The organism is Streptacidiphilus jiangxiensis, from assembly GCF_900109465.1.
Taxonomy (GTDB): domain Bacteria; phylum Actinomycetota; class Actinomycetes; order Streptomycetales; family Streptomycetaceae; genus Streptacidiphilus; species Streptacidiphilus jiangxiensis.
Window position 1 is genome coordinate 428,475 of sequence record NZ_FOAZ01000003.1, and the last position, 22,278, is coordinate 450,752.

Below are 22,278 nucleotides of genomic sequence, written 5' to 3' on the forward strand. Positions count from 1 at the left end.
GGGCCATCCGCACCGGGTGGTTGTTCGCGCAGTTCCCCGCGCCCCTGGAGGGTGCAACTACCTGAGGGTGCGCAAGCCCGACTCAGTGCGCCAGGGCGACGCCGCGGCCCGGGGTGTGGTGGTAGAAGCCGAGGCGGGTGAGGAGGCCCGGGCGGGTGGCCGGGGCGAAGATCTCGTCCGCCGGGGCGGAGGCCGCGGAGGCGACGGCCTCCGCCAGGCTCTCGGCCCGGACCGTCACCGGACGGACCGCCGCGGGAAGCGTCTCCTCGGTGGCCAGCGCGCCGGTGACGACCTCGTCGAGCTTCGCGCAGGCCCGCTGCTCCCAGGCGTGGGCCAGCTCCGGGCAGGGGCGGGTGCGGTAGAGGTGGTCGCCGCCCGAGGGGGACCAGGCGAGAACGGGGACGAGCACCGCGCCCTTGCGCCGCGCGGCCGCCGCGGCCTGGCGCAGCTGCGCGCGGCCCTTCGCGGAGTCGCGGACACCGACGATGACACGGGGGGTCACTGCTGCGGTGGCGGTCTCGGACATGACGTATCGGTTCTCTCCGTGAATCCCAGGCTCTGGGCGCCTTGGTGCCTTCAGATTAGCAACTCTTTTGGAGTCTTCGCATCCGTTTTAACGGTATCCATGCACTGTTCACCTCAGGATCGACGGAATCCGCAGCGATCGACCGCGTCAAGATTGCGTATGAGGACCGCCGCGGAGTGGTGAGTGCCCGCACGACGCGGTCAAGGTGGTCCGGTGTACGGCGTGAACGCGGGAAGTACCGGTCCGGGTCGGGGAAGGCTGAAGGTCTTCCTCGGGTCGGCGCCGGGGGTCGGCAAGACCTACAAGATGCTGGACGAGGCCCACCGGCGAGTGGAGCGTGGCCAGGACGTGGTCGTGGGCATCGTCGAGTGCCACCGGCGCCGTCACACCGAGGAGCAGCTCGCCGGTCTGGAGGTGCTGCCGCGCGCCCCGCGCGAGTACCGCGGCGGACGGTTCGACGAGCTGGACGTGGACGCGGTGATCGCCCGGCGGCCGGAGGTCGTCCTGGTCGACGAACTCGCCCACACCAACATCCCCGGCGGCCGCCACGCGAAGCGCTGGCAGGACGTGCAGGAGCTGCTGGACGCCGGCATCGACGTGCTGACCACCGTCAACGTGCAGCATCTGGAGTCGCTCAACGACGTCGTCCAGAAGATCACCGGCGTGCCGCAGCGTGAGACCGTCCCAGACGACACGGTCCGCCGCGCGGACCAGATCGAGCTGGTCGACATGGCCCCGGAGGGCCTGCGGCGGCGGATGGCGCACGGCAACGTCTACGCGGCGGAGAAGGTCGACGCCGCGCTCTCCAACTACTTCCGGGTCGGCAACCTGACCGCGCTGCGCGAGCTCGCGCTGCTGTGGCTGGCGGGACGGGTCGACGAGGGACTACGCCGGTACCGGGCCGAGCACGAGATCCACAAGGTGTGGGAGACCCGCGAGACCGTCGTGGTCGCCCTCACCGGCGGGCCGGAGGGTGAGACGCTGGTCCGCCGTGCCGCGCGGATCGCGGACCGCGCCGGCAGCGGCGCGCTGCTGGCCGTCCACGTCGCCCGGTCCGACGGCCTCGCCGACGCCGACCCCGGCGCGCTCGCCGCCCAGCGGCAGCTGGCCGAGTCGCTCGGCGGCAGCTACCACTCCGTCGTCGGCGACGACGTGCCCACCGCGCTGCTGGACTTCGCCCGCGCCGCCAACGCCACTCAGCTGGTGCTCGGCACCAGCCGCCGCGGCCTGCTGCGCCGCGCGCTGACCGGTGGCCGGGGCATCGGCGAGAAGACCGTCGAGCTCTCCGGCGACATCGACGTCCACATGGTCACCCACGAGGAGTCCGGACGCGGCCGCCACCTGCCGGACGCCGTGGGCGCGGGCCCGCGCCGCAGCCGGGCCGGCGTCCGCCGCTGGGCCGGGCTGGCCTGCGGGCTGGTGCTGCCGTTCGTGCTGACCGCGATCCTGTGCCAGACCCGGAACGCCATCAACCTCACCAGCGACACGCTGCTCTTCCTCGCCCTCGTCGTCGGCATCTCCACCCTCGGCGGCCTGGCCTCCGCGCTGGTCGCCTCCGTGACCGCCTCGGTGCTGCTGAACTACTACTTCATCCCGCCGATCCACCGGTTCACCATCGCCGAGCCCAACAACGTGCTGGCGCTGGTCGTCTTCGCCCTGGTCGGCATGGTCGTCGCGGGGATCGTCGACACCGCCACCAAGCTCGCGGGCCGGGCCGCCCGCGCCACCGCCGAGGCCGAGACGCTCTCCGCGCTGGCCGGCAGCGTGCTCCGCGGCGACCAGGCCGTCCCGGCCCTGCTCGCCCGGCTGCGGGAGACCTTCGCCTTCGACCGGGTCGAGCTGGTGGAGCATGTCGTCGAACCCGAGGAACTGGCCGACCAGCCCGGCACGGAGGTCGTCCCGGTCGGCCGTAGCGCCTCGCTGGTCCTGCGCGGACGGCCCCTGCCGGCCTCCGACCGGCGCGTGCTCGCGGCCTTCGCCGCGCACGTTGCGGTCGCCCTGGAACGCACCCGGCTCGCCGAGCAGGCCGCCGAGATCGAGCCGGTCAAGGCCGCCGACCGGTTGCGCACCGCGCTCCTCGCCGCCGTCAGCCACGACCTGCGCACCCCGCTCGCCGTGGCGCTGGCCTCCGTCTCCTCGCTGCTCAGCGACGACGTCGAGTTCAGCCCCGAGGACCAGCGCGAGCTGCTCGGCACCGCCGAGGTCTCGTTGGAGCGGCTGACCCGGCTGGTGGAGAACCTGCTCGACATGAGTCGCCTCCAGGCGGGTGCGCTCTCGCTGCAGCTGCACCCCACCGCGCTGGAGGACGTGGTCGTGACCGCCCTGGACTCGCTCGGTCCCGACGCCGCCGACGCGGAGGTGACGGTGGTGACCCAGGGCCTGGCCGGGAGCCCCGACGTGGTCGTCGACGGTCCGCTGCTGGAACGCGTCGTCGCCAACCTCGTCGGCAACGCGCTGCGGCACGCCGCCGGGCAGCCCGTGCTGGTCAGCGCGAGCGCGCTCGGCGAGCGGGTCGAGCTGCGGGTCGTCGACCGCGGGCCCGGCCTGCCCGAGTCCGACCGGGAGCGGATCTTCCAGCCCTTCCAGCGGCTGGGCGACAACGACAACGCCACTGGCGTCGGGCTCGGCCTGGCGCTGGCGCGCGGCCTGACCGAGGCGATGGGCGGCACCCTGCTGCCCGAGGACACCCCCGGCGGCGGCCTGACCATGGTGCTCTCGCTCCCGGCCGCGACCGACCCCGACCCGGCGGCCCTGGCCCAGGCCGACCCGGACACCCAGTTGCCGGATGCCCAGTTGCCGGATGCCCAGATGCCGGACGCCCAGATGGAGGACGAACTCGCATGAGCCGGATCCTGGTCGTCGACGACGAACCGCAGATGCTGAAGGCCCTGCAGATCAATCTCCGGGCCCGCGCCTACACGGTGGCCACGGCCCCCGACGGCCGCCGCGCCCTGCAGGAGGCGGCCCACAATCCCCCCGACGCCGTCATCCTCGACCTCGGTCTGCCCGAGGTCGACGGCATGCAGGTGCTGCACGCGCTGCGCGCGTGGAGCTCGGTCCCCGTCATCGTCCTCTCGGGCCGGGCCGACTCCCGCGAGAAGGTGGCCGCGCTGGACGCGGGCGCGGACGACTACGTCACCAAGCCCTTCGCCATGAACGAACTCCTGGCCCGGCTCCGCGCCGCCCTGCGCCGCCCGACCAGCGAGGAACGCTCCGACGGACCGACCCGGATCGGCGACCACCTCGTCGACCTCGAACGCTGCGTGGTGACCCCGGCATCGCAGGAGACCCCCCAGGTCCGGCTGACGCCGACGGAGTGGCGGATCCTGGCCGTGCTGCTCCAGCACCCCGGCCGTCTGGTGACCGGACGGCAGATCCTGCGGCAGGTGTGGGGGCCGACCCACGAGGAGAACACCAACTACCTGCGCGTCTACTTCGCGGGCCTGCGCCGCAAGTTGGAGCCGGACACGGCGCATCCCCGGCACCTGGTGACGGAGCCGGGGATGGGGTACCGCTTCGAGCCCTGAGCCGGGCTGCTGCTCGGTCGAGCAGGGTGGGTCAAGGCGGCCCAGAGGGGCTGGCTCTGAGCCCGGACCGGCCCTACCGCGCCCCGTAGGCCGGGAGCGGCGGCTCGGCCACGGCGAGGAGCTTGCGGGTGGCCTCGCCGGCGGCCGTCGGGGTCCACCGCGCCGAAAGGTCGGCCGTGGGGCCGGGACGCCAGCCGTCCATGACGGTGATCCTGCCCCCCTCCGCCTCGAAGACGCGGCCGGTGACCCCCGCGGAGGCGGCGCTGCCCAGCCAGACGACGAGCGGGGAGACGTTCTCGGGGGCCATCGTGTCGAAGGCGCCCGGTGCGTCGGGCGCCGCCATGGTCGTGGCGAAGGCTTGCTCCGTCATACGGGTGCGCGCGGCCGGCGCGATCGCGTTGACCTGGACCCCGTAGCCCGCCAACTCCGCGGCGGCGACGAGCGTCAGGCCGAGGATGCCGGCCTTCGCCGCGCTGTAGTTGCCCTGCCCGACGCTGCCCAGCAGGCCCGCGCCGGAGCTGGTGTTGACGACGCGGGCGTCGGGTCGGCGGCCTGCCTTGGCCTCGGCGCGCCAGTGTGCGGCGGCGTGCCGCAGCGGCAGGAAGTGACCCTTGAGATGGACCCGCATGACGGCGTCCCAGTCGTCCTCGTCGAGGTTGACCAGCATCCGGTCGCGCAGGAACCCGGCGTTGTTGACGAGCGTGTCCAGCCGCCCGAAGGCGTCCAGCGCGGCGGTGACGAGGGAGGCCGCGCCCTCGGTGGTGGCGATGTCGCCGCCGTGGGCGACCGCCTCGCCGCCCCCTGCGCGGATCTCGGCGACGACCTCCTCGGCGGGGCTGAGCGAGGCGCCCGCCCCGTCGAGGGCGACGCCCAGGTCGTTGACGACGACCCGGGCACCCTCCGCCGCGAAGGCGAGGGCGTGGGCGCGGCCGAGACCGCGCCCCGCGCCGGTGACGACGACGACGCGGCCGTCGCAGAGCGCCCGCGCGGCGGGGGTGGGGGAGTCGGTCATGGGTGGGTGCTCCTTTGCGTCTTCGCGTCGTTGCTTCTTTGCGTCCGCGGGTGGTCGGGCAGGGGCCGGGCCGAGGGGCGTGCCAGGCTCGGGCCGAGGCTGGGGGTCGAGGGGCTCAGGGCTCCGCAGGGTTGCCGCGGTCGGCCGCCGCGCCCGGGCCGGTCGCGGGGACGGCCGAGACGGGGGCGGGCCCCGAGCCGGTGGCGGCGGAGGCCGGGTCGTGCGTCGCACCGGCCGGGTCGGTGTTGGCGGTGGCGGCGGCCAGGAACGCCGGGCGCTCGCCGCCGCCGTGGACGGTGAGGGCGGCCCCGGTGATGTAGGCCGCCTGCGGGGAGGAGAGGAAGACACAGGCCTCCCCGATCTCCTCCGGCTCGGCGAGTCGGCCCAGCGGGACGGTCGCGCCCACGGCCGCCACGCCCGCCTCGTCCCCGTAGTGCAGGTGCGAGAGCTCGGTGCGGACCATCCCCGGGACGACGGTGTTGACCCGTACGTCGGGTGCCCATTCGACGGCCATCGAGGCGGCGAGGTTGGCCAGCCCGGCCTTGGCCGCGCCGTAGGCGGCGGTGCCGGGGGAGGGGCGGGTGCCGCTGACGCTGCCGACCATGACCACCGAGCCGCCGCTGCGGCGCAGGTGCGGCAGCGCGGCCAGGGACGCGGTCAGCGGGGCGAGCAGGTTGAGCTCGATCACGCGCAGGTGGCGGGCGGTGTCCTCCGCTCCGTCGAGCAGTCGGAAGGGGGTCCCGCCCGCGTTGTTGACCAGGACGTCCAGGCGTCCGTGCCGGACGACAACCGCGTCGAGGAAGGCCGCCACCGCGGCCGCGTCGCGCAGGTCGACCGACGTGAACTCGGCCTTGCGGCCCGCCTCCTGGACGGGCTCGGCCGGGGGTCTGCGGGCACAGACCAGCACCTCTGCACCTGCCCGCAGGAACGCCCGGGCGATCCCGGCGCCGACGCCGCGCGTCCCGCCGGTGACCACGACGACCTGTCCGGTCACACCGTCACATCCCCTCGCCTCTCCCGCAGCGCGCCTCCCGCTGCTAACGTCAACTCAAGAATGCACCTAACAAACGTTTGGTGGAAAGGTAGCTGATTCGCCGATGGGAGTCTCCACCTCACGTCCGCAGCCTGCGGTCGCCGTCGTCACGGTGTCCTATCCACCGGTCAACGCCCTTCCGGTGCAAGGCTGGAGAGATCTCGCCGAGGCGGTTCGCGCGGCCGGGCGCGATCCGGAGGTGCGCTGCGTCGTGCTCGCCGCCGAGGGCCGCGGCTTCAATGCCGGCGTGGACATCAAGGAGGTCCAGCGCGACCCCGGCCGTACGGCCATCATCGGTGCCAACCGCGGCTGCTACGAGGCCTTTGCGGCCGTCTACGAGTGCGAGGTGCCCGTCGTCGCGGCCGTCCAGGGGCACTGTCTGGGCGGCGGCATCGGGCTGGTGGGCAACGCCGACGCGATCGTCGCCAGCGAGGACGCCTACTTCGGGCTGCCGGAGCTGGACCGCGGCGCCCTCGGCGCCGCCACGCACCTGGCCAGGCTGGTGCCGCAGCACCTGATGCGCACGCTCTACTACACCTCCCGCACCGTCACCGCCGCGGAGCTGCACCGGCACGGATCGGTGTGGGAGGTCGTCCCGCGCGACCAACTCGCCGACACAGCGCTGCGGTTGGCAGGCGAGATGGCGACCAAGGACGGCGCGCTGATCCGGATGGCCAAGGCCGCCATCAACGGCATCGACCCGGTGGACGTACGCCGCAGCTACCGCTTCGAGCAGGGCTTCACCTTCGAGGCGAACCTGAGCGGCCTCGCGGACCGGATCCGCGACACCAACAGCATGAACGGCAGCGGCAAGGAGGGTGGCGACAGCCGTGGTTGACAAGGTGATGACGCCGGAGGAGGTCGTCGGCCGACTGCGCAGTGGCATGACGGTCGGCATCGGCGGCTGGGGCTCCCGGCGCAAGCCGATGGCCCTGGTCCGGGCGCTGCTGCGGTCCGACGTGACAGACCTGACCGTGGTCTCCTACGGCGGCCCCGACGTCGGCATGCTGGCCGCCGCAGGCCGGATCCGCAAGCTCGTCACGGCCTTCGCCACCCTCGACTCGATCCCGCTGGAGCCGCACTACCGCGCGGCACGCGAAGGCGGCGCCTTCGAACTCGTCGAGCTGGACGAGGCGATGCTGATGTGGGGCCTGACCGCCGCGGTCCACCGCCTGCCGTTCCTGCCGATCCGCGCGGGCCTCGGCTCGGACGTGATGCGGGTCAACCCGCGACTGAGGACGGTGCGTTCGCCCTACGAGGACGGCGAGGAACTGGTGGCCGTGCCCGCGCTGCGGCTCGACGCGGCGCTCGTCCACCTCAACCGCGCCGACCGGCAGGGCAACGCCCAGTACCTGGGCCCGGACCCGTTCTTCGACGACCTGTACTGCGAGGCCGCCGAGCACGCCTACGTCTCCTGCGAACAGCTCGTAGACACCGAGGAGTTGGCCAAGGCCGACGGTCCGCAGTCACTGCTGGTCAAGCGGTTGTCGGTGGCGGGCGTCGTGGCGGCGCCGAACGGCGCCCACTTCACCTCCTGCACCCCCGACTACGAGCGCGACGAGGCGTTCCAGCGCCACTACGCCGCCACCGAGTGGTCCGCCTTCGCGGAGCGCTTCCTCGGCGGCAGCGAACTCGACTACCGGTCCGCGGTGGCCGCCTGGCAGGAGGAGCAGCGGTGACGGACACCTCGCGTGCGGAGTACTGCGTCGTCGCCTGCGCCGAGGCCTGGCGCGGCGACGGCGAGATCCTGGCCAGCCCGATGGGCACGGTCCCGAGCATCGGCGCCCGCCTGGCCAAGCTGACCTTCGCCCCCGACCTGCTGCTCACCGACGGCGAGGCCCTGCTCGTCGCCGACGTCGCCGCGCTCGGCGAGCGCCCGCGGACGGTGGAGGGCTGGCTGCCCTACCGGCAGCACCTGAGCCTGGCCATGGGCGGGCGGCGCCACGTGATGATGGGCGCCAGCCAGATCGACCGCTACGGCAACCAGAACATCTCCTGCATCGGTGACTGGGCCAGGCCCACCCGGCAGCTGCTCGGCTTTCGTGGGGCGCCGATGAACACCCTGAACAACCCCACCAGTTACTGGATCCCCAAGCACAGCGCCCGGGTCTTCGTGGAGCGCGTCGACGTGGTCTGCGGCGTCGGCAACGACCGCGCGGTGGGCCCGTACCACGGGCTGCGGCGGGTGGTCAGCGACCTCGGCGTCTTCGACTTCGCGACGGCCGACGGCGCGATGCGGTTGGTCTCGGTGCACCCCGGCGTCACCGTCGAGCAGGTCGTCGCGGCGACCGGCTTTCCGCTGGAGATCGGGGACGCGGTCGGCACGACGCGTGAACCGAGCGACGCGGAACGCCGGTTGATCCGTGAGGTCATCGACCCGCGCGGCCTGCGCGACAAGGAGGTGCGCGCGTGAGCGTCCCCGCACTCGACACGCCGCTGACGAAGCTCGTCGGTGTCCGCCATCCGATCGTCCAGACGGGCATGGGCTGGGTCGCCGGCCCGCGGCTGGTCTCCGCGACGGCGAACGCGGGCGCGCTCGGCATCCTCGCCTCGGCGACGATGTCGCCGGAGCAACTGCGCTCCGCCGTGCGCGAGGTGAAGTCCCGCACGGAGGCCCCCTTCGGGGTCAACCTGCGCGCGGACGCGGGCGACGCGGAGGAGCGGGTGCGGATCATCGTGGCCGAGGGCGTCCGCGTCGCCTCGTTCGCCCTGGCCCCCTCGAAGGACCTGATCGCCCGCCTCAAGGACGCGGGCGTCGTCGTGATCCCCTCGATCGGCGCTCGCCGCCACGCGGAGAAGGTCGCCGCGTGGGGCGCCGACGCCGTCGTCGTCCAGGGTAGCGAGGGCGGCGGCCACACGGGTGAGGTGGCGACCACGGTCCTTCTTCCACAGGTTGTGGACGCCGTCGACATCCCGGTCGTCGCCGCCGGCGGCTTCTTCGACGGCCGCGGCCTGGTCGCCGCGCTCGCCTACGGCGCGGCGGGCGTCGCGATGGGGACCCGCTTCCTGCTCACCTCGGACTCCACGGTCCCGGACGCGGTGAAGGCCCGCTACCTCGCCGCGCAGGTCAAGGACGTCACGGTCACCCGCGCGGTGGACGGCCTTCCTCACCGGATGCTCCGCACGGATCTCGTCGCCTCCCTGGAGAACGCGGGCCGCGCGCGGGTGCTGGCCCGCGCTGTCCGCCATGCTGCGGGCTTCCGGAAGCTCTCCGGGATGACCTGGCGCGAGATGGTCCGCGACGGCCTCGCCATGAAGCACGGCAAGGACCTCACCTGGAGCCAGATCCTGCTGGCGGCCAACACCCCGATGCTGCTCAAGTCCTCGATGGTGGACGGGCGCACGGACCTGGGCGTGATGGCCTCCGGCCAGGTCGCGGGAGTGATCGAGGACCTGCCGAGCTGCGAGGAGCTGGTCGGTCGGATCATGCGTGAGGCCGAGCGAGTCATGAACCGGTTGCGATGTTGAATTGAGAATCGCTCCCCGCCGAGTGGGGTGAATTCCCCCCACTTGGTGGGGAAGGCGATATTCCGGGAGCCGGCCGTCCGGCGCACGGTTCACAATTCCTTGCTGAACGGTGCGTGCGAATGCACGCGTGCTCTTTCACGGCGGCAGGAATCACATGGAGTACGACATGAGTCCGAAGACGCAGTCAGGGATGCGCCTCACCGCCTGCGTGGTGCTGCTGGTCGGGACGGCCTTTCTCGTTGTCGCGGTGGTGTTGCACCATGTGTGGACGACGCTGTTGTTCAGCCTGGTCTTCGCGCTGGGACTGGCGGTCGCCGTCACGTTGTTCGGAAGGGCCAATCGCCAGTCCCGCTCCTGAGCGGAGACGGTCTACAGCCGCTCGATGATGGTCACGTTCGCCTGGCCGCCGCCCTCGCACATGGTCTGCAGGCCGTAGCGGCCCCCGGTCCGCTCCAGCTCGTGCAGGAGCGTTGTCATCAGCTTCACGCCCGTCGCCCCCAGCGGGTGGCCCAGTGCGATCGCGCCGCCGTTGACGTTCACCCGCTCCGGGTCCGCGCCCGTCTCCTTGAGCCACGCCAGCACCACCGGCGCGAACGCCTCGTTGATCTCGACCAGGTCGATCGCGTCGATGGACAGGCCGGTCTTCTTCAGCGCGTACGCGGTCGCGGGGATCGGCGCGGAGAGCATGCGGATGGGGTCCTCACCGCGCACCGACAGGTGGTGGACGCGGGCGCGTGGCCGCAGGCCGTGCTCGCGGACGGCGCGTTCGGAGGCGAGCAGCATTGCCGCCGCGCCGTCGGAGACCTGGGAGGAGCAGGCGGCGGTGATGGTGCCGCCCTCGACGACCGGCTTCAGGCCGGCCATCTTCTCCAGCGTGGTGTCCCGCCGCGGGCCCTCGTCGACGGACACGTCCCCGTGGGCGACGATCTCGCGGTCGAAGCGGCCCTCGTCGATGGCCCGCAGTGCGCGCTGGTGGGAGCGGAGCGCGAACTCCTCCATGTCGCGCCGGGTGACGCCCCACTTCGACGCGATCAGCTCCGCGCCGTGGAACTGGTTCACCGGTGCGGTCCCGTAGCGGGCGCGCCAGCCCACGCTGCCGTGGAAGGGGCCCTCGGTCAGGCCCAGCGGCTCGCCCGCCTGGCGGCTGGCGTAGGCGATCGGGATCATGCTCATGTTCTGCACGCCGCCCGCCACGACGAGGTCCTGAGTGCCGGAGAGGACGCCCTGCGCGGCGAAGTGCAGGGCCTGTTGCGAGCTGCCGCACTGCCGGTCGACGGTGACGCCGGGCACCTCCTCCGGCAGGCCCGCCGCGAGCCAGCAGGTGCGGGCGATGTCGCCCGCCTGCGGGCCGACCGCGTCCAGGCAGCCGAAGACGACGTCCTCGACAGCGGCCGGGTCGATGCCGGTCCGGGCGACGAGAGCGGTCAGCACGTGGGCGCCCAGGTCCGCCGGGTGGACGGCGGAGAGGCCTCCGCCCTTCCGGCCCACGGGGGTGCGGACCGCGTCGATGATGTAGGCCTCGGCCATGGCGGGCTTCAACTCCTGTCGGCAGTAAGGATCTAGGCGTGCTGGCTGCTCACCGAGACCGTCTCGCCGGTCATGTAGGAGGAGTAGCCGCTGGCCAGGAAGACGATGACGTTGGCCACCTCCCACGGCTCCGCGTAGCGGCCGAACGCCTCGCGTTCGGTCAGCTCGGCGAGCAGCTCGGGGGTGGTGACCTTGACCAGGTGCGGGTGCATCGCGAGGCTCGGCGCGACCGCGTTGACGCGGACGCCGAACGCGGCGGCCTCCAGGGCAGCGCAGCGGGTCAGCGCCATCACGCCGGCTTTGGCGGCCGCGTAGTGGGACTGCCCGGCCTGGGCGCGCCACCCGATGACGGAGGCGTTGTTGACCACCACACCGCCCTGGCCGGAGTCCTTCATCGCGCGCAGGGCCGCGCGGGTGCAGCGGAAGGTGCCGCCGAGGGTGACGTCGATGACGCGGTCCCACTGCTCGTCGGTCATGTCGACGAGCTCGGCGGTGCCGCCGAGGCCGGCGTTGTTGACGACGACGTCGAGCCGGCCGTGGGTCCGTGCGGCGCAGGCGAAGAGCTCCTGGACCTGGGCCTCGTCGGTGACGTCGCACGGGAGCGCGGCGACACGCTCGGCGCCGAACTCGGCGGCGAGGGCGTCCGCGGACTCCTTGAGGCGGCGCGCGTGGGCGTCGCTGACCAGGACGCGGGCGCCTTCCTCCAGGAAGCGGCGGGCCGTGGCACCGCCGATCCCGGCGCCCGCCGCGGCGGTGATCACCGCGCTGCGCCCGGCGAGCAGACCGTGCCCGGACGGGTAGGTGGGAGGTGTGCGGAGACCGTCGACGTCACCCATGTGGGTACGTTAACCTACCAAACACTTGTTAGGGAAGGAGTCCCGAGATGAGTGCAGCCCCCGAGGCCCCGGACGACGGCGCGGACGACGCCCCGGTGCTCTACGAGCGGCGCGGGCCGGTCGCGTTGGTGACCATGAACCGGCCCCGCTATCGCAACGCCCAGAACTCGGCCATGACGTACGCCCTCGACGGCGCCTTCTACCGGGCCGCCGAGGACGGCGAGGTGAAGGTCGTCGTCCTCGCGGGAGCCGGTGCGCACTTCTCCGCCGGGCACGACATCGGCACCCCCGGGCGCGACGCGCACCTGCCCTTCGAGCGGCGCGCAGGCCTGTGGTGGGACCACTCCGACAAGCAGGGCGCGGAGAGTCGTTACGCCCGCGAGTCCGAGGTCTATCTGGGGATGTGCCGGCGTTGGCGCGAGCTGCCCAAGCCGGTGCTCGCGTCCGTCCAAGGTGCTTGTGTGGCTGGTGGGTTGATGCTCGCCTGGGTCTGCGACCTGATCGTCGCCGCCGACGACGCCTTCTTCGCCGACCCGGTGGTGCGGATGGGCATCCCCGGAGTCGAGTACTTCGCCCACCCGTGGGTGATGCCGCCCCGGATCGCCAAGGAGTTCCTCTTCACCGGTGACCGGATCGACGCCCGTCGCGCCTACGAGATCGGCATGGTCAACCGCGTCGTGCCCAGGCCCGAGTTGGAGCAGCGGACCTTCGAACTGGCCGAGCACATCGCGCAGATGCCACGCCTGGGCCTCGCCCTCACCAAGCGGGCCGTCAACCAGGCCGAGGACCTGCAGGGGATGCACGCCGGCATGGACTCCGTCTTCGGCCTGCACCATCTCGCCCACGCCCACAACGCCGAGGTCGCCGCCGACTCCCTCGGCGGGATGGACGTCGCCGCCATGAAGAAGCAGGCGGAGGGCTAGGCCGTGGACCTGGCCCACGATCCCGCCGTCGAGTCCTTCCGCGCCGAGGCGCGCGCCTGGCTCGCCGACCATGTCCCCGCCGCCCCGCTGCCCTCCCTGGAGACCCGCGAGGGCTTCGCCGCCCACCGGGCCTGGGAGGCCGAACTCGCCGCCGACCGCTGGTCGGTGGTCTCCTGGCCGGAACGCTACGGCGGGCGCGGCGCGGACATCATGCGCTGGCTCGTCTTCGAGGAGGAGTACTACGCGGCGGGGGCGCCCGGGCGGGTCTCCCAGAACGGCATCAACCTGCTCGCGCCCACCCTCTTCGACCACGGCACCGAGGAGCAGCGCGCCCGGATCCTGCCGCCGATGGCCCGTGGCGAGGTGATCTGGGCGCAGGCCTGGTCGGAGCCGGAGTCCGGCTCCGACCTGGCCTCGCTCCGCTCGCGCGCCGTGCGCACGGACGGCGGCTGGCTGCTCAGCGGCCAGAAGACCTGGTCGTCCCGGGCCGCCTTCGCGGAGCGGGCGTTCGGGCTCTTCCGCAACGAACCGGGCCTGGCAAAGCCGCACCTGGGCCTCACCTACCTGATGTTCGACCTGCACGCGCCGGGCGTCACGGTCCGGCCGATCGGGCGGCTGGACGGCAAGCCCGCGTTCGCGGAGCTCTTCCTCGACGAGGTGTTCGTGCCGGACGAGGACGTGATCGGGGCGCCGGGCGAGGGCTGGCGGGTCGCGATGAGCACGGCGGGCAACGAACGCGGCCTGACACTGCGCTCGCCCGGCCGCTTCCTCGCCGCCGCCCGACGGCTCGCCGCCCAGTGGGACGCCTGCGACCGCGACCCCGCCGTCGCGGACCGGGTGGCCGACGCGCTCATCGGCGCCCGCGCCTACCAGCTCTTCACCTACGCGGGCGCGTCCCGCTTCGCCGCGGGCGACGCGATCGGCCCCGAGTCCAGCCTGAACAAGGTGTTCTGGTCCGAGTACGACATCGCGCTGCACGAGGCCGCGCTCGACCTGCTCGGCCCGGACGCCGAACGCGCCGACGGTCCCTGGGCGGAGAGCTGGGTCTTCTCCCTGGCCGGACCGATCTACGCGGGAACCAACGAGATCCAGCGCGACATCATCGCCGAGCGCCTGCTCGGACTCCCCAAAGGACGGCGGTAACGGTGCGCTTCCTCCTCGACGCCGAGCAGCGGGAGTTCGCCCGCACCCTGGACGCCCTCCTCGGTGCGGCCGACACCCCGGCCGTCGCCCGCGCCTGGTCCCGCGGCGACCACACCCCGGGCCGCGTCCTGTGGGCGCGCCTCGCGGAGGCCGGCGTCTTCGCCCTGGCCGTCCCGGAGGAGTTCGACGGCGCGGGCCTGCTGCCGCTGGAGCTCACCCTCGCCTTCGAGGCCCTCGGCCGGCACGCGGTGCCGGGCCCGGCCGTCGAGACGATCGCGTCGTCGCTGCTGCTGGCGAGCCTTGCCGAACTCGGCGACGTCGTCCCGGCCAAGGCCTGGCTGCCCCGCCTCGCCTGCGGAACCGGGCTCGCCACCCTCCGGGCGGACGCGCCCGCCGCACTTCGCGCGCCCTACGCACTCGACGCCGACGCGGCCGACCTGCGTCTCGTGGTCGCAGGGGACCAGCTGTGGCGGGCTGCCGAGGCCGGCGCCGCCGTGGCGTCGCACGATCCCGCGCGGCGGCTCTTCGCGACCGCCGCGCGCGGCGAGCTGCTGGCCGCCGGACCACACGTCGCGGCGGCGGCGGAACGGGCGTGGGCGTGGGCCACGCTGGCGACCGCCGCCCAGGCGCTCGGCGTCGGGCGGGCCCTGCTGGAGCGGACCGTCGGGTACGTGCGGGAACGGCGCCAGTTCGGGGTGGCGATCGGCACCTTCCAGGCGGTCAAGCACCGTCTCGCGGACGTCCTGATCGCGCTGGAGTTCGCGCGACCGCTGCTGCACGCCGCCGCGCTCTCGCTCGACCCGGTCGAGATCGCCATGGCCAAGGTCGCCTGCGGCGAGGCGGGTTGGGCGGCGGCCCGCGCCGCCCTGCAGCTGCACGGCGCCGTCGGCTACACCGAGGAGCTGGACCTGTCCCTGTGGCTGCGCAAGGCGCGCCCGCTGCGGGACGCCTGGGGGACTCCCGCCGCCTGCCGCGCCCGCGTGCTCGCGGGCTGAGCGGTCAGTTCCAGGCCGAGGGGTGCTTGCGCTCCGGCATCTCCGGCTCGAACCACTCCAGCGACGCCCTCCGGAACCGCTTCCGCGCCGCCCACAGCCCCAGCGCCCCGCGCGCGGCCACCGGCAGCAGCGCGGCCCCGAGGAGCGCCGCGAGCCGCCAGGCCTCCGTCCAGCCGCCCCACCCGAGGGTGCCGTCCCGGTGCTCGACGAACCCGTCGAAGCAGAGCCAGAAGACCGGAGTGATCACCAGCGCCGCCCGCAGGCCGCTGCCCCGCCGGGAGACGGCGACACAGGCCGCGCCCACCAGCACCAGGCCGACCACCGCGTGCTTGGGCGTCGTCACCGCACCGGCCAGCACCGACGCCACGAGCGCGACGCCGAAGGCCACGACGAAGAGCAGGGGCGTCGGCATCGACGCGGGAGCGGATTCCTCGAACACCTGGCCATCACACCGGTATCCCGCAGGCGCTCCGCGCAATCTTGACGGCTTCCATACGCGAGCCCGCCGCATCTATACGTCGCCCTAGCAGCGGCGGGTCAGTTGCACGCGCCCCTGGCGGCTGCGCCCCCTGGGGTCACCCGTGGAGTCGCAGCCGGAGTCGGCAGACCGTGGCGTCGGTGCCGCGGCGGACCGCGCGGCTGATCAGCGCGCCGCGCTGGTTGTGGAGCGGCCAGGTCCACCAGTGCTCCGGTTCGACCTCGGGCACCAGGACCGTGACGCGGTCGTAGCGGTGGTCGCCCTGCGCGCCCAGGTCGCGGACGTACCGGACGAGCGGGCGGGCCAGTTCGCGGCGGGCGGAGGGGATCTCGACCAGCGGCACCCCGGGCCGCCACAGCTCCCAGTCGCGGCGCAGCGCCTCGGCCGCCGTCCGTTCCTCCGCGTCGGCCTCGCCCGGGACGACGGTGACCGCGACGACCTCGTCGCCGAGGGAGACCGCCGCCGACAGCGCCTCGCGCGTCAGGCGTGACAGCGCCCCGACGGGCACGACCACCAGCGAGTGCCGCGGCTCCGGCGCGGCCGGGACGACGCCGAGTTCGAGCTTCGCGCCGATGCGGGCGTAGCCGCGCCGCACGGCGGTGAAGAGCAGGACCAGCAGGGGCAGCAGGGTGACGACCAGCCAGGCGCCCTCGGTGAACTTGGTCAGCGTCTCGACCACCGTCGCCGCCGCGGTCAGCAGCGCGCCGAAGCCGTTCATCAGGGCCTTGCCGCGCCAGCCGGCGCAGCGCGCGAGCCACCAGTGCCGGACCATGCCGACCTGGGCGATGGTGAAGCCGACGAAGACGCCGATGGCGAAGAGCGGGACGAGGCTGTTCACGTCGCCGCCGGAGGCGACCAGCAGCACCGCCGAGGCGCCGGCCAGCGCGAGCACGCCGTGGCGGTAGACCTGGTGGTCGGCGCGGAGCGCGAAGACGTGCGGCAGGTGGTGGTCACGGGCCAGCAGGCGCAGCAGCACGGGCAGGCCGCCGAAGGAGGTGTTCGCGGCGAGCGCGAGCAGCAGCATGGTGGCGAACTGCACCAGGTAGAAGAGGAACCCGTGGCCGAAGGAGGCGTCGGTCAGCTGAGCCAGCACGGTGACGCCCTCGACGGGCTGCAGGTGGAAGCGCCCGATCAGGACGGCCAGGCCGATCAGCATGACGCCGAGCAGCCCGCCGAGCGCGATCTCGGTGTGCTGGGCGCGCTTGACGCGCGGCACGCGGAACGAGGGCACCGCGTTGGCGATCGCCTCGACTCCGGTCAGCGCGGAGCAGCCGGAGGCGAAGGCGCGCAGGAGCAGCAGCACGCCGACGGAGGTGGCGTTCGAGGCGACGACCGAGGCGTGCCCGGCGGCGAGCTGACCCACCGGGTGCGCGCGGAAGAGGCCCACGACGACGACGCCCAGGACGGAGGCGACGAACACGACCGTCGGGATCATGAAGGCGCGCGCCGACTCGGCGATGCCGCGCAGGTTGATCGCGGTGACGAGCCCCAGCACCGCCAGGCAGATCCACACCCGCTGGTCGTAGAGCGCGGGGAACGCCGAGGTCAGCGCGGCCACACCGGCGGTGACGGAGACCGCGACGTTCAGCACGTAGTCGACGACCAGCGACGCGGCCGCGACCAGCGCGGTGCGGTGGCCCAGGTGGGCCTTGGCCACCGCGTAGGAGCCGCCGCCGTCGGGGAAGGCGGCGATCACCTGGCGGTAGGAGAAGGTCAGCACGGCCAGCAGCGCGGCGATGGCCAGCGTCACCGGGAGGGTGAAGCCGAGCCCGTGCGCGCCGGCCGTGGCCAGCACCAGCACGATCGCCTCGGGGCCGTAGGCCACGGACGCCATGGCGTCCAGCGAGAGCGCGGCCAGGCCGCCGAGCGCCGAGAGGCGGTGCTTCTCGGCCGGGTCGGCGGCCTCGGGTATCGGATGCGGTGCGGACTCTTCGGTGGCGGCCGTGGTTGCCGACATGACCCCTCCCGGGGAACGGTGCGTCGTTCTCGTCGTCCTGACGAGTTCTCATCGTGGCGGCGCCGTCCGAGGCGGGCGAGCCTTCCTGACGGTCCTCTAACGCCTCCCCTCCGGGCCGCTACGTGATCCTGACGCGGGTGACCCCTCAGCCCGGTGGCTGCGTGCCGGTATGACCCGAGATATCCGTTATCCCCTAGTCTCGGTTCGTGGTGAACATCCCTCAGGTGGTGAAGCGGCTGCTGATCGGCCGGGCGATGCGCAGTGAGGAACTCGGCGAGACGCTGCTGCCCAAACGGATCGCGCTGCCGATCTTCGCGTCCGACCCGCTCTCCTCGGTCGCGTACGCCACTCAGGAGATCCTGCTGGTGCTGACGATCGGCGGCACCGCGTTTCTCTACCTGACGCCGTGGATCGGCCTCGGTGTCGTCGTGCTGATGGCCGTCGTGGTGCTCTCCTACCGCCAGGTCGTGCACGCCTACCCGAGCGGCGGCGGCTCCTACGAGGTGGTCTCCCGCAACCTCGGCGCCAATGCCGGGCTGGTGGTGGCCGCGGCCCTGCTGGTCGACTACGTGATGACGGTCGCCGTCTCGGTCGCCTCCGGCGTGGACAACATCATCTCGGCGTTCACGGCGCTGGCGCCCTACCGGGTGCCGATGGCCGTGGTCTTCGTGGTGCTGCTGGCGGCGGTGAACCTGCGCGGGGTCCGCGAGTCCGGCAAGGCCTTCGCGACGCCGACCTACCTCTTCATCGCCGGCATCCTGCTGATGATCGTCACCGGGTTCGTCAAGATGGCCTTCGGGCACAACCCGGTCGCCTCCAGCGCGAAGTACCCGATCACCCCGACGGACCACAACAACACCCTCACCGGCTTCGCGCTGCTGATGCTCGCGCTCCGGGCCTTCGCCTCCGGCTGTACCGCGCTGACCGGCGTCGAGGCGATCTCCAACGGCGTGCCGGCCTTCCGCAAGCCCAAGAGCAGGAACGCCGCGCAGACCATGGCGGCGATGGGCATCACCGCTGTGGTGATGTTCTCCGGGATCACGGTTCTGGCGCTCACCTCGAAGATCCACATCACCAGTGACGGCTGCCAGCTGGTCGGCTTTCCCGACTGCGGCAGCGCGCCGCAGCAGACCGTCATCGCCCAGCTCGCCGCGGCGATCTTCGGCGGCGACCACAGCGTGCTCTTCTACTACATCCAGGCGGCCACCGCGCTGGTCCTGGTCCTGGCCGCGAACACCGCCTTCAACGGCTTCCCGCTGCTCTCCTCGATCCTCGCCCAGCACAGCTACCTGCCGCGCCAGCTGCACACCCGCGGCGACCGGCTCGCCTTCTCCAACGGCATCCTCGCGCTGGCGCTGGTCAACGTCGCCCTGCTGGTGGCCTACAAGGCGGACGTCACCAACCTGATCCACCTCTACATCCTCGGCGTCTTCACCTCGTTCACGCTCTCCCAGATCGGCATGGTCCGGCACTGGAACGAGCTGCTGCGTGGCGAGAGCGACGCGAAGGTGCGCGCCGGGGCGCACCGCTCACGGATCATCAACGGATTCGGGGCGTGCGTCACCGCGCTGGTCCTGGTCATCGTCATGGCGACCAAGTTCACCCAAGGCGCGTGGCTGGCCGTGGTCGCGGCGATCTTCCTCTACGTCAACATGAAGGCCATCCACCGCCACTACGACGAGGTCTCCGACGAGCTGGCCGTCGAGGACCCCTCGATGGAGAGCGCCCGCCCCGCCCGCGTCCACGGCGTGGTCCTGGTCTCGAAGCTGCACAAGGCCACCCTGCGCGCCATCGGCTACGCCGAGGCGCTGCGCCCGGACGTCCTGGAGGCGGTGACCGCGGCGGTCGACCGCGGGGAGGCGCTCGAGCTGGAGCGGCAGTGGGGCGAGTTCGACATCGACATCCCGCTCAAGGTCCTCGACTCGCCGTTCCGCGAGATCACCAAGCCGGTCGTCTCCTACGTGCGGAACCTGCGCAAGCAGTCCCCGCGGGACGCGGTCGCCGTCTTCATCCCCGAGTACGTCGTCGGCCACTGGTGGGAGCAGCCGCTGCACAACCAGTCCGCGCTGTGGCTCAAGAGCCGGCTGCTGTTCATGCCGGGCGTGATGGTCATCAGCGTGCCCTGGCAGCTCTCCTCGTCCCGCGGCGCCGGCGGCCCCGCCCGCCGCGCGCCCGGCGCGGTCCGCCGGGGCGAGCCCAGCCCGCTCACGCCGCCGCGGCGCTGAGGCGGCTCAGGCCTCGGTGCCGCCGACGCGCAGGTGGGCGACGTGGTAGACGGCCTGGTCCAGCAGGGCCGAGACGTGGTCGTCGTAGAGCGCGTACACCACCGACCGCCCCTGCCGCTCGCGCACGACCAGTCCGAGGTTGCGCAGCAGCCGCAGCTGGTGCGAGCAGGAGGACTGCTCCATCTCGACGTCGGCGGCGAGCTCACTGGGCGTGCAGGGGCCCTGCCGCAGCCGCGACAGGATCCGCAGGCGCGACGGGGTCGCCAGGGCCTGGAGCGTGTTCGCGACCCTCTCCGCCTCGCCCGCGTCCAGCGCGGGCGAGGCGGGGGCGTCGTGTTCGCCCGCGTCGGGGGCGGCGGCTCTGGAGACCATGGTTTTCATCGTACTCAGCACACTGCCGCCCGCCTGCCGTCCCGTACCTCCCGAGCCCGGTGGCGGCTGGGGGCGTAGGGGGGAACGGTGCCGCGCGGGGGCCCGCCCGGCCTGGCCCGTCCGTCGGCCGGTGGCGGCTGCGGGCGCAGGGGGGACGGTGCTGCGCGGGGGCCCACCCGGCCCGGGCGGGCCGGCTTGTGGCCGGGGCCTTGGGGGTTCCGGAGCGCCCGCGACGCGAGGGTGCGGGGGCGGCGCGCGGCGCCGGCCGGGATGCGCGCACCGGCTGCGGGCCCGTGGGCGGCGGTGCGAAGCTGACGGTATGGCAGACGACGCGGGCGCGACCTCGAACACCCTCACCGACGTCCCCGGGTTCCGGGTCGGGCACGCCCAGCGGGTCGGGGGTGGGGCGCTGACCGGGGTGACCGTCGTGCTCGCGCCCGCGGGTGGGGCCGTCGCGGGAGTGGACGTGCGCGGTGGCGGGCCCGGGACGCGGGAGACGGACGCGCTGGACCCGCGCAACCTGGTGCCGCGGGTGGACGCGGTCGTGCTGACGGGCGGCAGCGCCTTCGGGTTGGACGCCGCCGGAGGCGTCGTCGCCTGGCTGGAGGAGCAGGGGCGCGGGTTCCGCGTCGGCCCGGAGCCGTCGCAGGTGGTGCCGGTGGTGCCGACCGCCGCGCTGTTCGACCTGGGGCGCGGCGGTGACTGGCACGCCCGCCCCGACGCCGCCCTCGGCCGTGCCGCCGCCGAGGCGGCCGGCGCGGCGGGCCACGCGCCCGTCGCGCTGGGCAACGTCGGCGCGGGGACGGGCGCCGTCGCGGGCGGGCTCAAGGGCGGGATCGGCAGTGCGTCGGTGCGGCTGCCGTCCGGCGTCACCGTCGGCGCGCTCGTCGCCGTCAACGCCGTCGGTTCCGCCGTCGACCCGGTCACGGGTGAGCTCTACGCCGCCCGCTTCGGGCAGCCGGGCGAGTTCCCCGAGCTCCACGCCGAGCCGGCGGCGGCCCCGGCCGAGGGGCCGTCACTCAACACCACCCTGGCCGTCGTCGCCACCGACACCACGCTGACCAAGGCCCAGGCCCACAAGCTCGCCGGGACCTCCCACGACGGCCTCGCCCGTGCGCTGCGTCCGGTGCACCTGCTCTCCGACGGCGACACCGTCTTCGCCCTGGCCTCCGGCGCCCGGCCGCTCCCCGTCCCGGAGGGGGACCCTGCCTTCGCCGTCCACGTCGAGGCCGCGGCGCTGAACGAGCTCTACGCGGCGGCCGCCGACGCCGTCACCCGGGCCGTCGGTCGGGCCATGCTGGCGGCCGAGACCGTCGGCGAGTTCCACAGCTTTCGGGACAAGTGTGCGAACAGGCCGAATTGCGGGTGATCGTACGTCAAAGCCCTGCCATCCGTGCGCGAGCCGTCCCACACTGACTGCATGCGCGTGGAGATAGCGGGGGAACCGCAACGGGGCGACCGCCCCTCCGAGGATTTCGTCGCCGGCAGTGGCGACGCGTTCGTGCTGCTGGACGGCTGCAGCTCGCCGGTGGCCATGGAGAACGGCTGCGAGCACGGCACCGCCTGGTTCGTCCGCCGGCTGGGCGTGCACCTGCTGGCCCGTCTGGTCGACCGCCCGGACCGGACGATGGCGCAGTGCCTGAGCGACGCCATCGCCGAGACGGCGTCCCTGCACGGCGCCCGCTGCGACCTGGGGCATCCGAACACGCCGGCGGCCATGGTCGTCGCGGCCCGCGCGCACGGGGCGAGCCTGCAGTACCTGGTGCTGGGGGATTCGCAGCTGGTGCTGGACCGGGAGGGCACCTACGCCGTCATCGGGGACAACCAGCCGTTCCCGGCGGGGGAGGGGCTGCGCCGCCAGGTCCACGCCGCGGCGCACGGCAGCCCGGAGCGGGCGTCCCTGCACATGCGCTACGCGCTGGCCGTCCGGGCCGCCCGCAACACCGGCCACGGCCCGTGGGTCGCCGCCGCGCTCCCGCGCGCGGCGGAGCACGCGGAGACGGGCACCGCCCCGCTCGCCGAGCTCCGCGCGTTCGCGGCGCTCACCGACGGGGCGGCGCGGTTCGTCGACCGGTTCGACCTGGGCGGCTGGCCCGACGCGATGCGCCTGATGGACCAGCGCGGCCCGGCCGAGCTGCTGCGCCGGGTCCGCGAGGCCGAGACCTCCGACCCGGCCTGCGCGCGCTGGCCGCGCGGCAAGGCCAAGGACGACGCCACGGCCCTGTACGCGCGGACGCGCTGAGGATCCCGAAGGAC

At 73.4% G+C, this 22,278-nt stretch carries 21 protein-coding genes; 13 read left to right on the plus strand and 8 right to left on the minus strand.

Going from position 1 to position 22,278, the window contains the following annotated elements:
- Window positions 1-82 precede the first annotated feature (82 nt).
- Window positions 83-526 (minus strand): hypothetical protein, encoded by a 444-nt coding sequence (locus BMY61_RS08210; protein ID WP_052439174.1) that lies wholly within the window; start codon window positions 524-526, stop codon window positions 83-85.
- Window positions 527-748: 222 nt separating this feature from the next.
- Here BMY61_RS08210 and BMY61_RS08215 point away from each other — a divergent pair, with 222 nt between their 5' ends.
- Window positions 749-3,370, plus strand: coding sequence for an ATP-binding protein (locus tag BMY61_RS08215; RefSeq protein ID WP_236656486.1), 2,622 nt, complete (start codon window positions 749-751; stop codon window positions 3,368-3,370).
- The gene (locus tag BMY61_RS08220) at window positions 3,367-4,053 is read left to right on the plus strand and encodes a response regulator (protein WP_042454740.1); all 687 of its coding nucleotides are present in this window, start codon (window positions 3,367-3,369) and stop codon (window positions 4,051-4,053) included. Before BMY61_RS08215 ends, BMY61_RS08220 begins: the two co-directional genes overlap by 4 nt.
- Window positions 4,054-4,126: 73 nt before the next feature.
- On the opposite strand, the gene BMY61_RS08225 is transcribed toward BMY61_RS08220, so the two are convergent.
- Together BMY61_RS08225 and BMY61_RS08230 are read right to left on the minus strand one after the other, a co-directional pair.
- Window positions 4,127-5,065: an SDR family oxidoreductase gene (locus tag BMY61_RS08225; RefSeq protein ID WP_075003802.1), complete on the minus strand. Its 939-nt coding sequence runs from the start codon at window positions 5,063-5,065 to the stop codon at window positions 4,127-4,129.
- Between the two features lie 115 nt (window positions 5,066-5,180).
- The gene (locus BMY61_RS08230; RefSeq protein ID WP_042454742.1) at window positions 5,181-6,059 is read right to left on the minus strand and encodes an SDR family oxidoreductase; all 879 of its coding nucleotides are present in this window, start codon (window positions 6,057-6,059) and stop codon (window positions 5,181-5,183) included.
- A gap of 103 nt (window positions 6,060-6,162) precedes the next feature.
- On the opposite strand from BMY61_RS08230, the gene BMY61_RS08235 reads away from it, so the two are divergent.
- The 5 genes from BMY61_RS08235 (at window position 6,163) to BMY61_RS08255 (ending at window position 9,924) form a co-directional block, all read left to right on the plus strand.
- Window positions 6,163-6,936: an enoyl-CoA hydratase family protein gene (locus tag BMY61_RS08235; RefSeq protein ID WP_042454744.1), complete on the plus strand. Its 774-nt coding sequence runs from the start codon at window positions 6,163-6,165 to the stop codon at window positions 6,934-6,936.
- A complete protein-coding gene (locus BMY61_RS08240) occupies window positions 6,929-7,777 on the plus strand; it encodes a CoA transferase subunit A (RefSeq protein WP_042454747.1) in 849 nt (282 codons plus the stop codon). The genes BMY61_RS08235 and BMY61_RS08240 overlap by 8 nt, the downstream gene beginning before the upstream one ends.
- Window positions 7,774-8,511: a CoA-transferase subunit beta gene (locus BMY61_RS08245; protein ID WP_042454749.1), complete on the plus strand. Its 738-nt coding sequence runs from the start codon at window positions 7,774-7,776 to the stop codon at window positions 8,509-8,511. The genes BMY61_RS08240 and BMY61_RS08245 overlap by 4 nt, the downstream gene beginning before the upstream one ends.
- Window positions 8,508-9,566 carry an NAD(P)H-dependent flavin oxidoreductase gene (locus tag BMY61_RS08250; protein ID WP_075003803.1) on the plus strand — a complete coding sequence of 353 codons (1,059 nt, stop codon included), beginning with the start codon at window positions 8,508-8,510 and terminating at the stop codon, window positions 9,564-9,566. Before BMY61_RS08245 ends, BMY61_RS08250 begins: the two co-directional genes overlap by 4 nt.
- Window positions 9,567-9,720: 154 nt before the next feature.
- Window positions 9,721-9,924 (plus strand): hypothetical protein, encoded by a 204-nt coding sequence (locus BMY61_RS08255; protein WP_042454751.1) that lies wholly within the window; start codon window positions 9,721-9,723, stop codon window positions 9,922-9,924.
- 11 nt (window positions 9,925-9,935) lie between these two features.
- Here BMY61_RS08255 and BMY61_RS08260 read toward each other — a convergent pair whose 3' ends face one another.
- Together BMY61_RS08260 and BMY61_RS08265 are read right to left on the minus strand one after the other, a co-directional pair.
- Window positions 9,936-11,093, minus strand: coding sequence for an acetyl-CoA C-acetyltransferase (locus BMY61_RS08260; protein WP_042454754.1), 1,158 nt, complete (start codon window positions 11,091-11,093; stop codon window positions 9,936-9,938).
- 32 nt (window positions 11,094-11,125) lie between these two features.
- Entirely contained in the window at window positions 11,126-11,929 is an 804-nt protein-coding gene (locus BMY61_RS08265) for an SDR family oxidoreductase (protein WP_042454756.1), read from the minus strand.
- 47 nt (window positions 11,930-11,976) lie between these two features.
- Between BMY61_RS08265 and BMY61_RS08270 the strand changes: the two genes are divergently transcribed.
- Genes BMY61_RS08270 through BMY61_RS08280 form a run of 3 tightly spaced genes read left to right on the plus strand, consistent with a single transcriptional unit; the run spans window position 11,977 to window position 14,990 of the window.
- The gene (locus tag BMY61_RS08270) at window positions 11,977-12,852 is read left to right on the plus strand and encodes an enoyl-CoA hydratase (RefSeq protein ID WP_042454758.1); all 876 of its coding nucleotides are present in this window, start codon (window positions 11,977-11,979) and stop codon (window positions 12,850-12,852) included.
- A 3-nt stretch (window positions 12,853-12,855) separates the two neighbouring features.
- Window positions 12,856-13,995 carry an acyl-CoA dehydrogenase family protein gene (locus BMY61_RS08275; protein ID WP_042454759.1) on the plus strand — a complete coding sequence of 380 codons (1,140 nt, stop codon included), beginning with the start codon at window positions 12,856-12,858 and terminating at the stop codon, window positions 13,993-13,995.
- Window positions 13,996-13,997: 2 nt separating this feature from the next.
- Complete coding sequence (locus tag BMY61_RS08280; protein WP_075003804.1) at window positions 13,998-14,990, plus strand: acyl-CoA dehydrogenase family protein; 993 nt, start codon at window positions 13,998-14,000, stop codon at window positions 14,988-14,990.
- A gap of 4 nt (window positions 14,991-14,994) precedes the next feature.
- Here BMY61_RS08280 and BMY61_RS08285 read toward each other — a convergent pair whose 3' ends face one another.
- Both BMY61_RS08285 and BMY61_RS08290 read right to left on the minus strand, forming a co-directional pair.
- Window positions 14,995-15,429 carry a hypothetical protein gene (locus BMY61_RS08285; protein ID WP_143094227.1) on the minus strand — a complete coding sequence of 145 codons (435 nt, stop codon included), beginning with the start codon at window positions 15,427-15,429 and terminating at the stop codon, window positions 14,995-14,997.
- 136 nt (window positions 15,430-15,565) lie between these two features.
- Window positions 15,566-17,425 carry an APC family permease gene (locus tag BMY61_RS08290; RefSeq protein ID WP_042454762.1) on the minus strand — a complete coding sequence of 620 codons (1,860 nt, stop codon included), beginning with the start codon at window positions 17,423-17,425 and terminating at the stop codon, window positions 15,566-15,568.
- 254 nt (window positions 17,426-17,679) lie between these two features.
- Between BMY61_RS08290 and BMY61_RS08295 the strand changes: the two genes are divergently transcribed.
- Complete coding sequence (locus tag BMY61_RS08295) at window positions 17,680-19,650, plus strand: APC family permease (protein ID WP_143094242.1); 1,971 nt, start codon at window positions 17,680-17,682, stop codon at window positions 19,648-19,650.
- A gap of 6 nt (window positions 19,651-19,656) precedes the next feature.
- On the opposite strand, the gene BMY61_RS08300 is transcribed toward BMY61_RS08295, so the two are convergent.
- On the minus strand, window positions 19,657-20,022 hold the full coding sequence (locus tag BMY61_RS08300; RefSeq protein ID WP_075003805.1) for an ArsR/SmtB family transcription factor: 366 nt from the start codon (window positions 20,020-20,022) through the stop codon (window positions 19,657-19,659).
- 319 nt (window positions 20,023-20,341) lie between these two features.
- Here BMY61_RS08300 and BMY61_RS08305 point away from each other — a divergent pair, with 319 nt between their 5' ends.
- Complete coding sequence (locus BMY61_RS08305) at window positions 20,342-21,391, plus strand: P1 family peptidase (protein WP_075003806.1); 1,050 nt, start codon at window positions 20,342-20,344, stop codon at window positions 21,389-21,391.
- Between the two features lie 51 nt (window positions 21,392-21,442).
- The gene (locus BMY61_RS08310; protein ID WP_042461415.1) at window positions 21,443-22,264 is read left to right on the plus strand and encodes a protein phosphatase 2C domain-containing protein; all 822 of its coding nucleotides are present in this window, start codon (window positions 21,443-21,445) and stop codon (window positions 22,262-22,264) included.
- The last annotated feature ends 14 nt before the right edge of the window (window positions 22,265-22,278 follow it).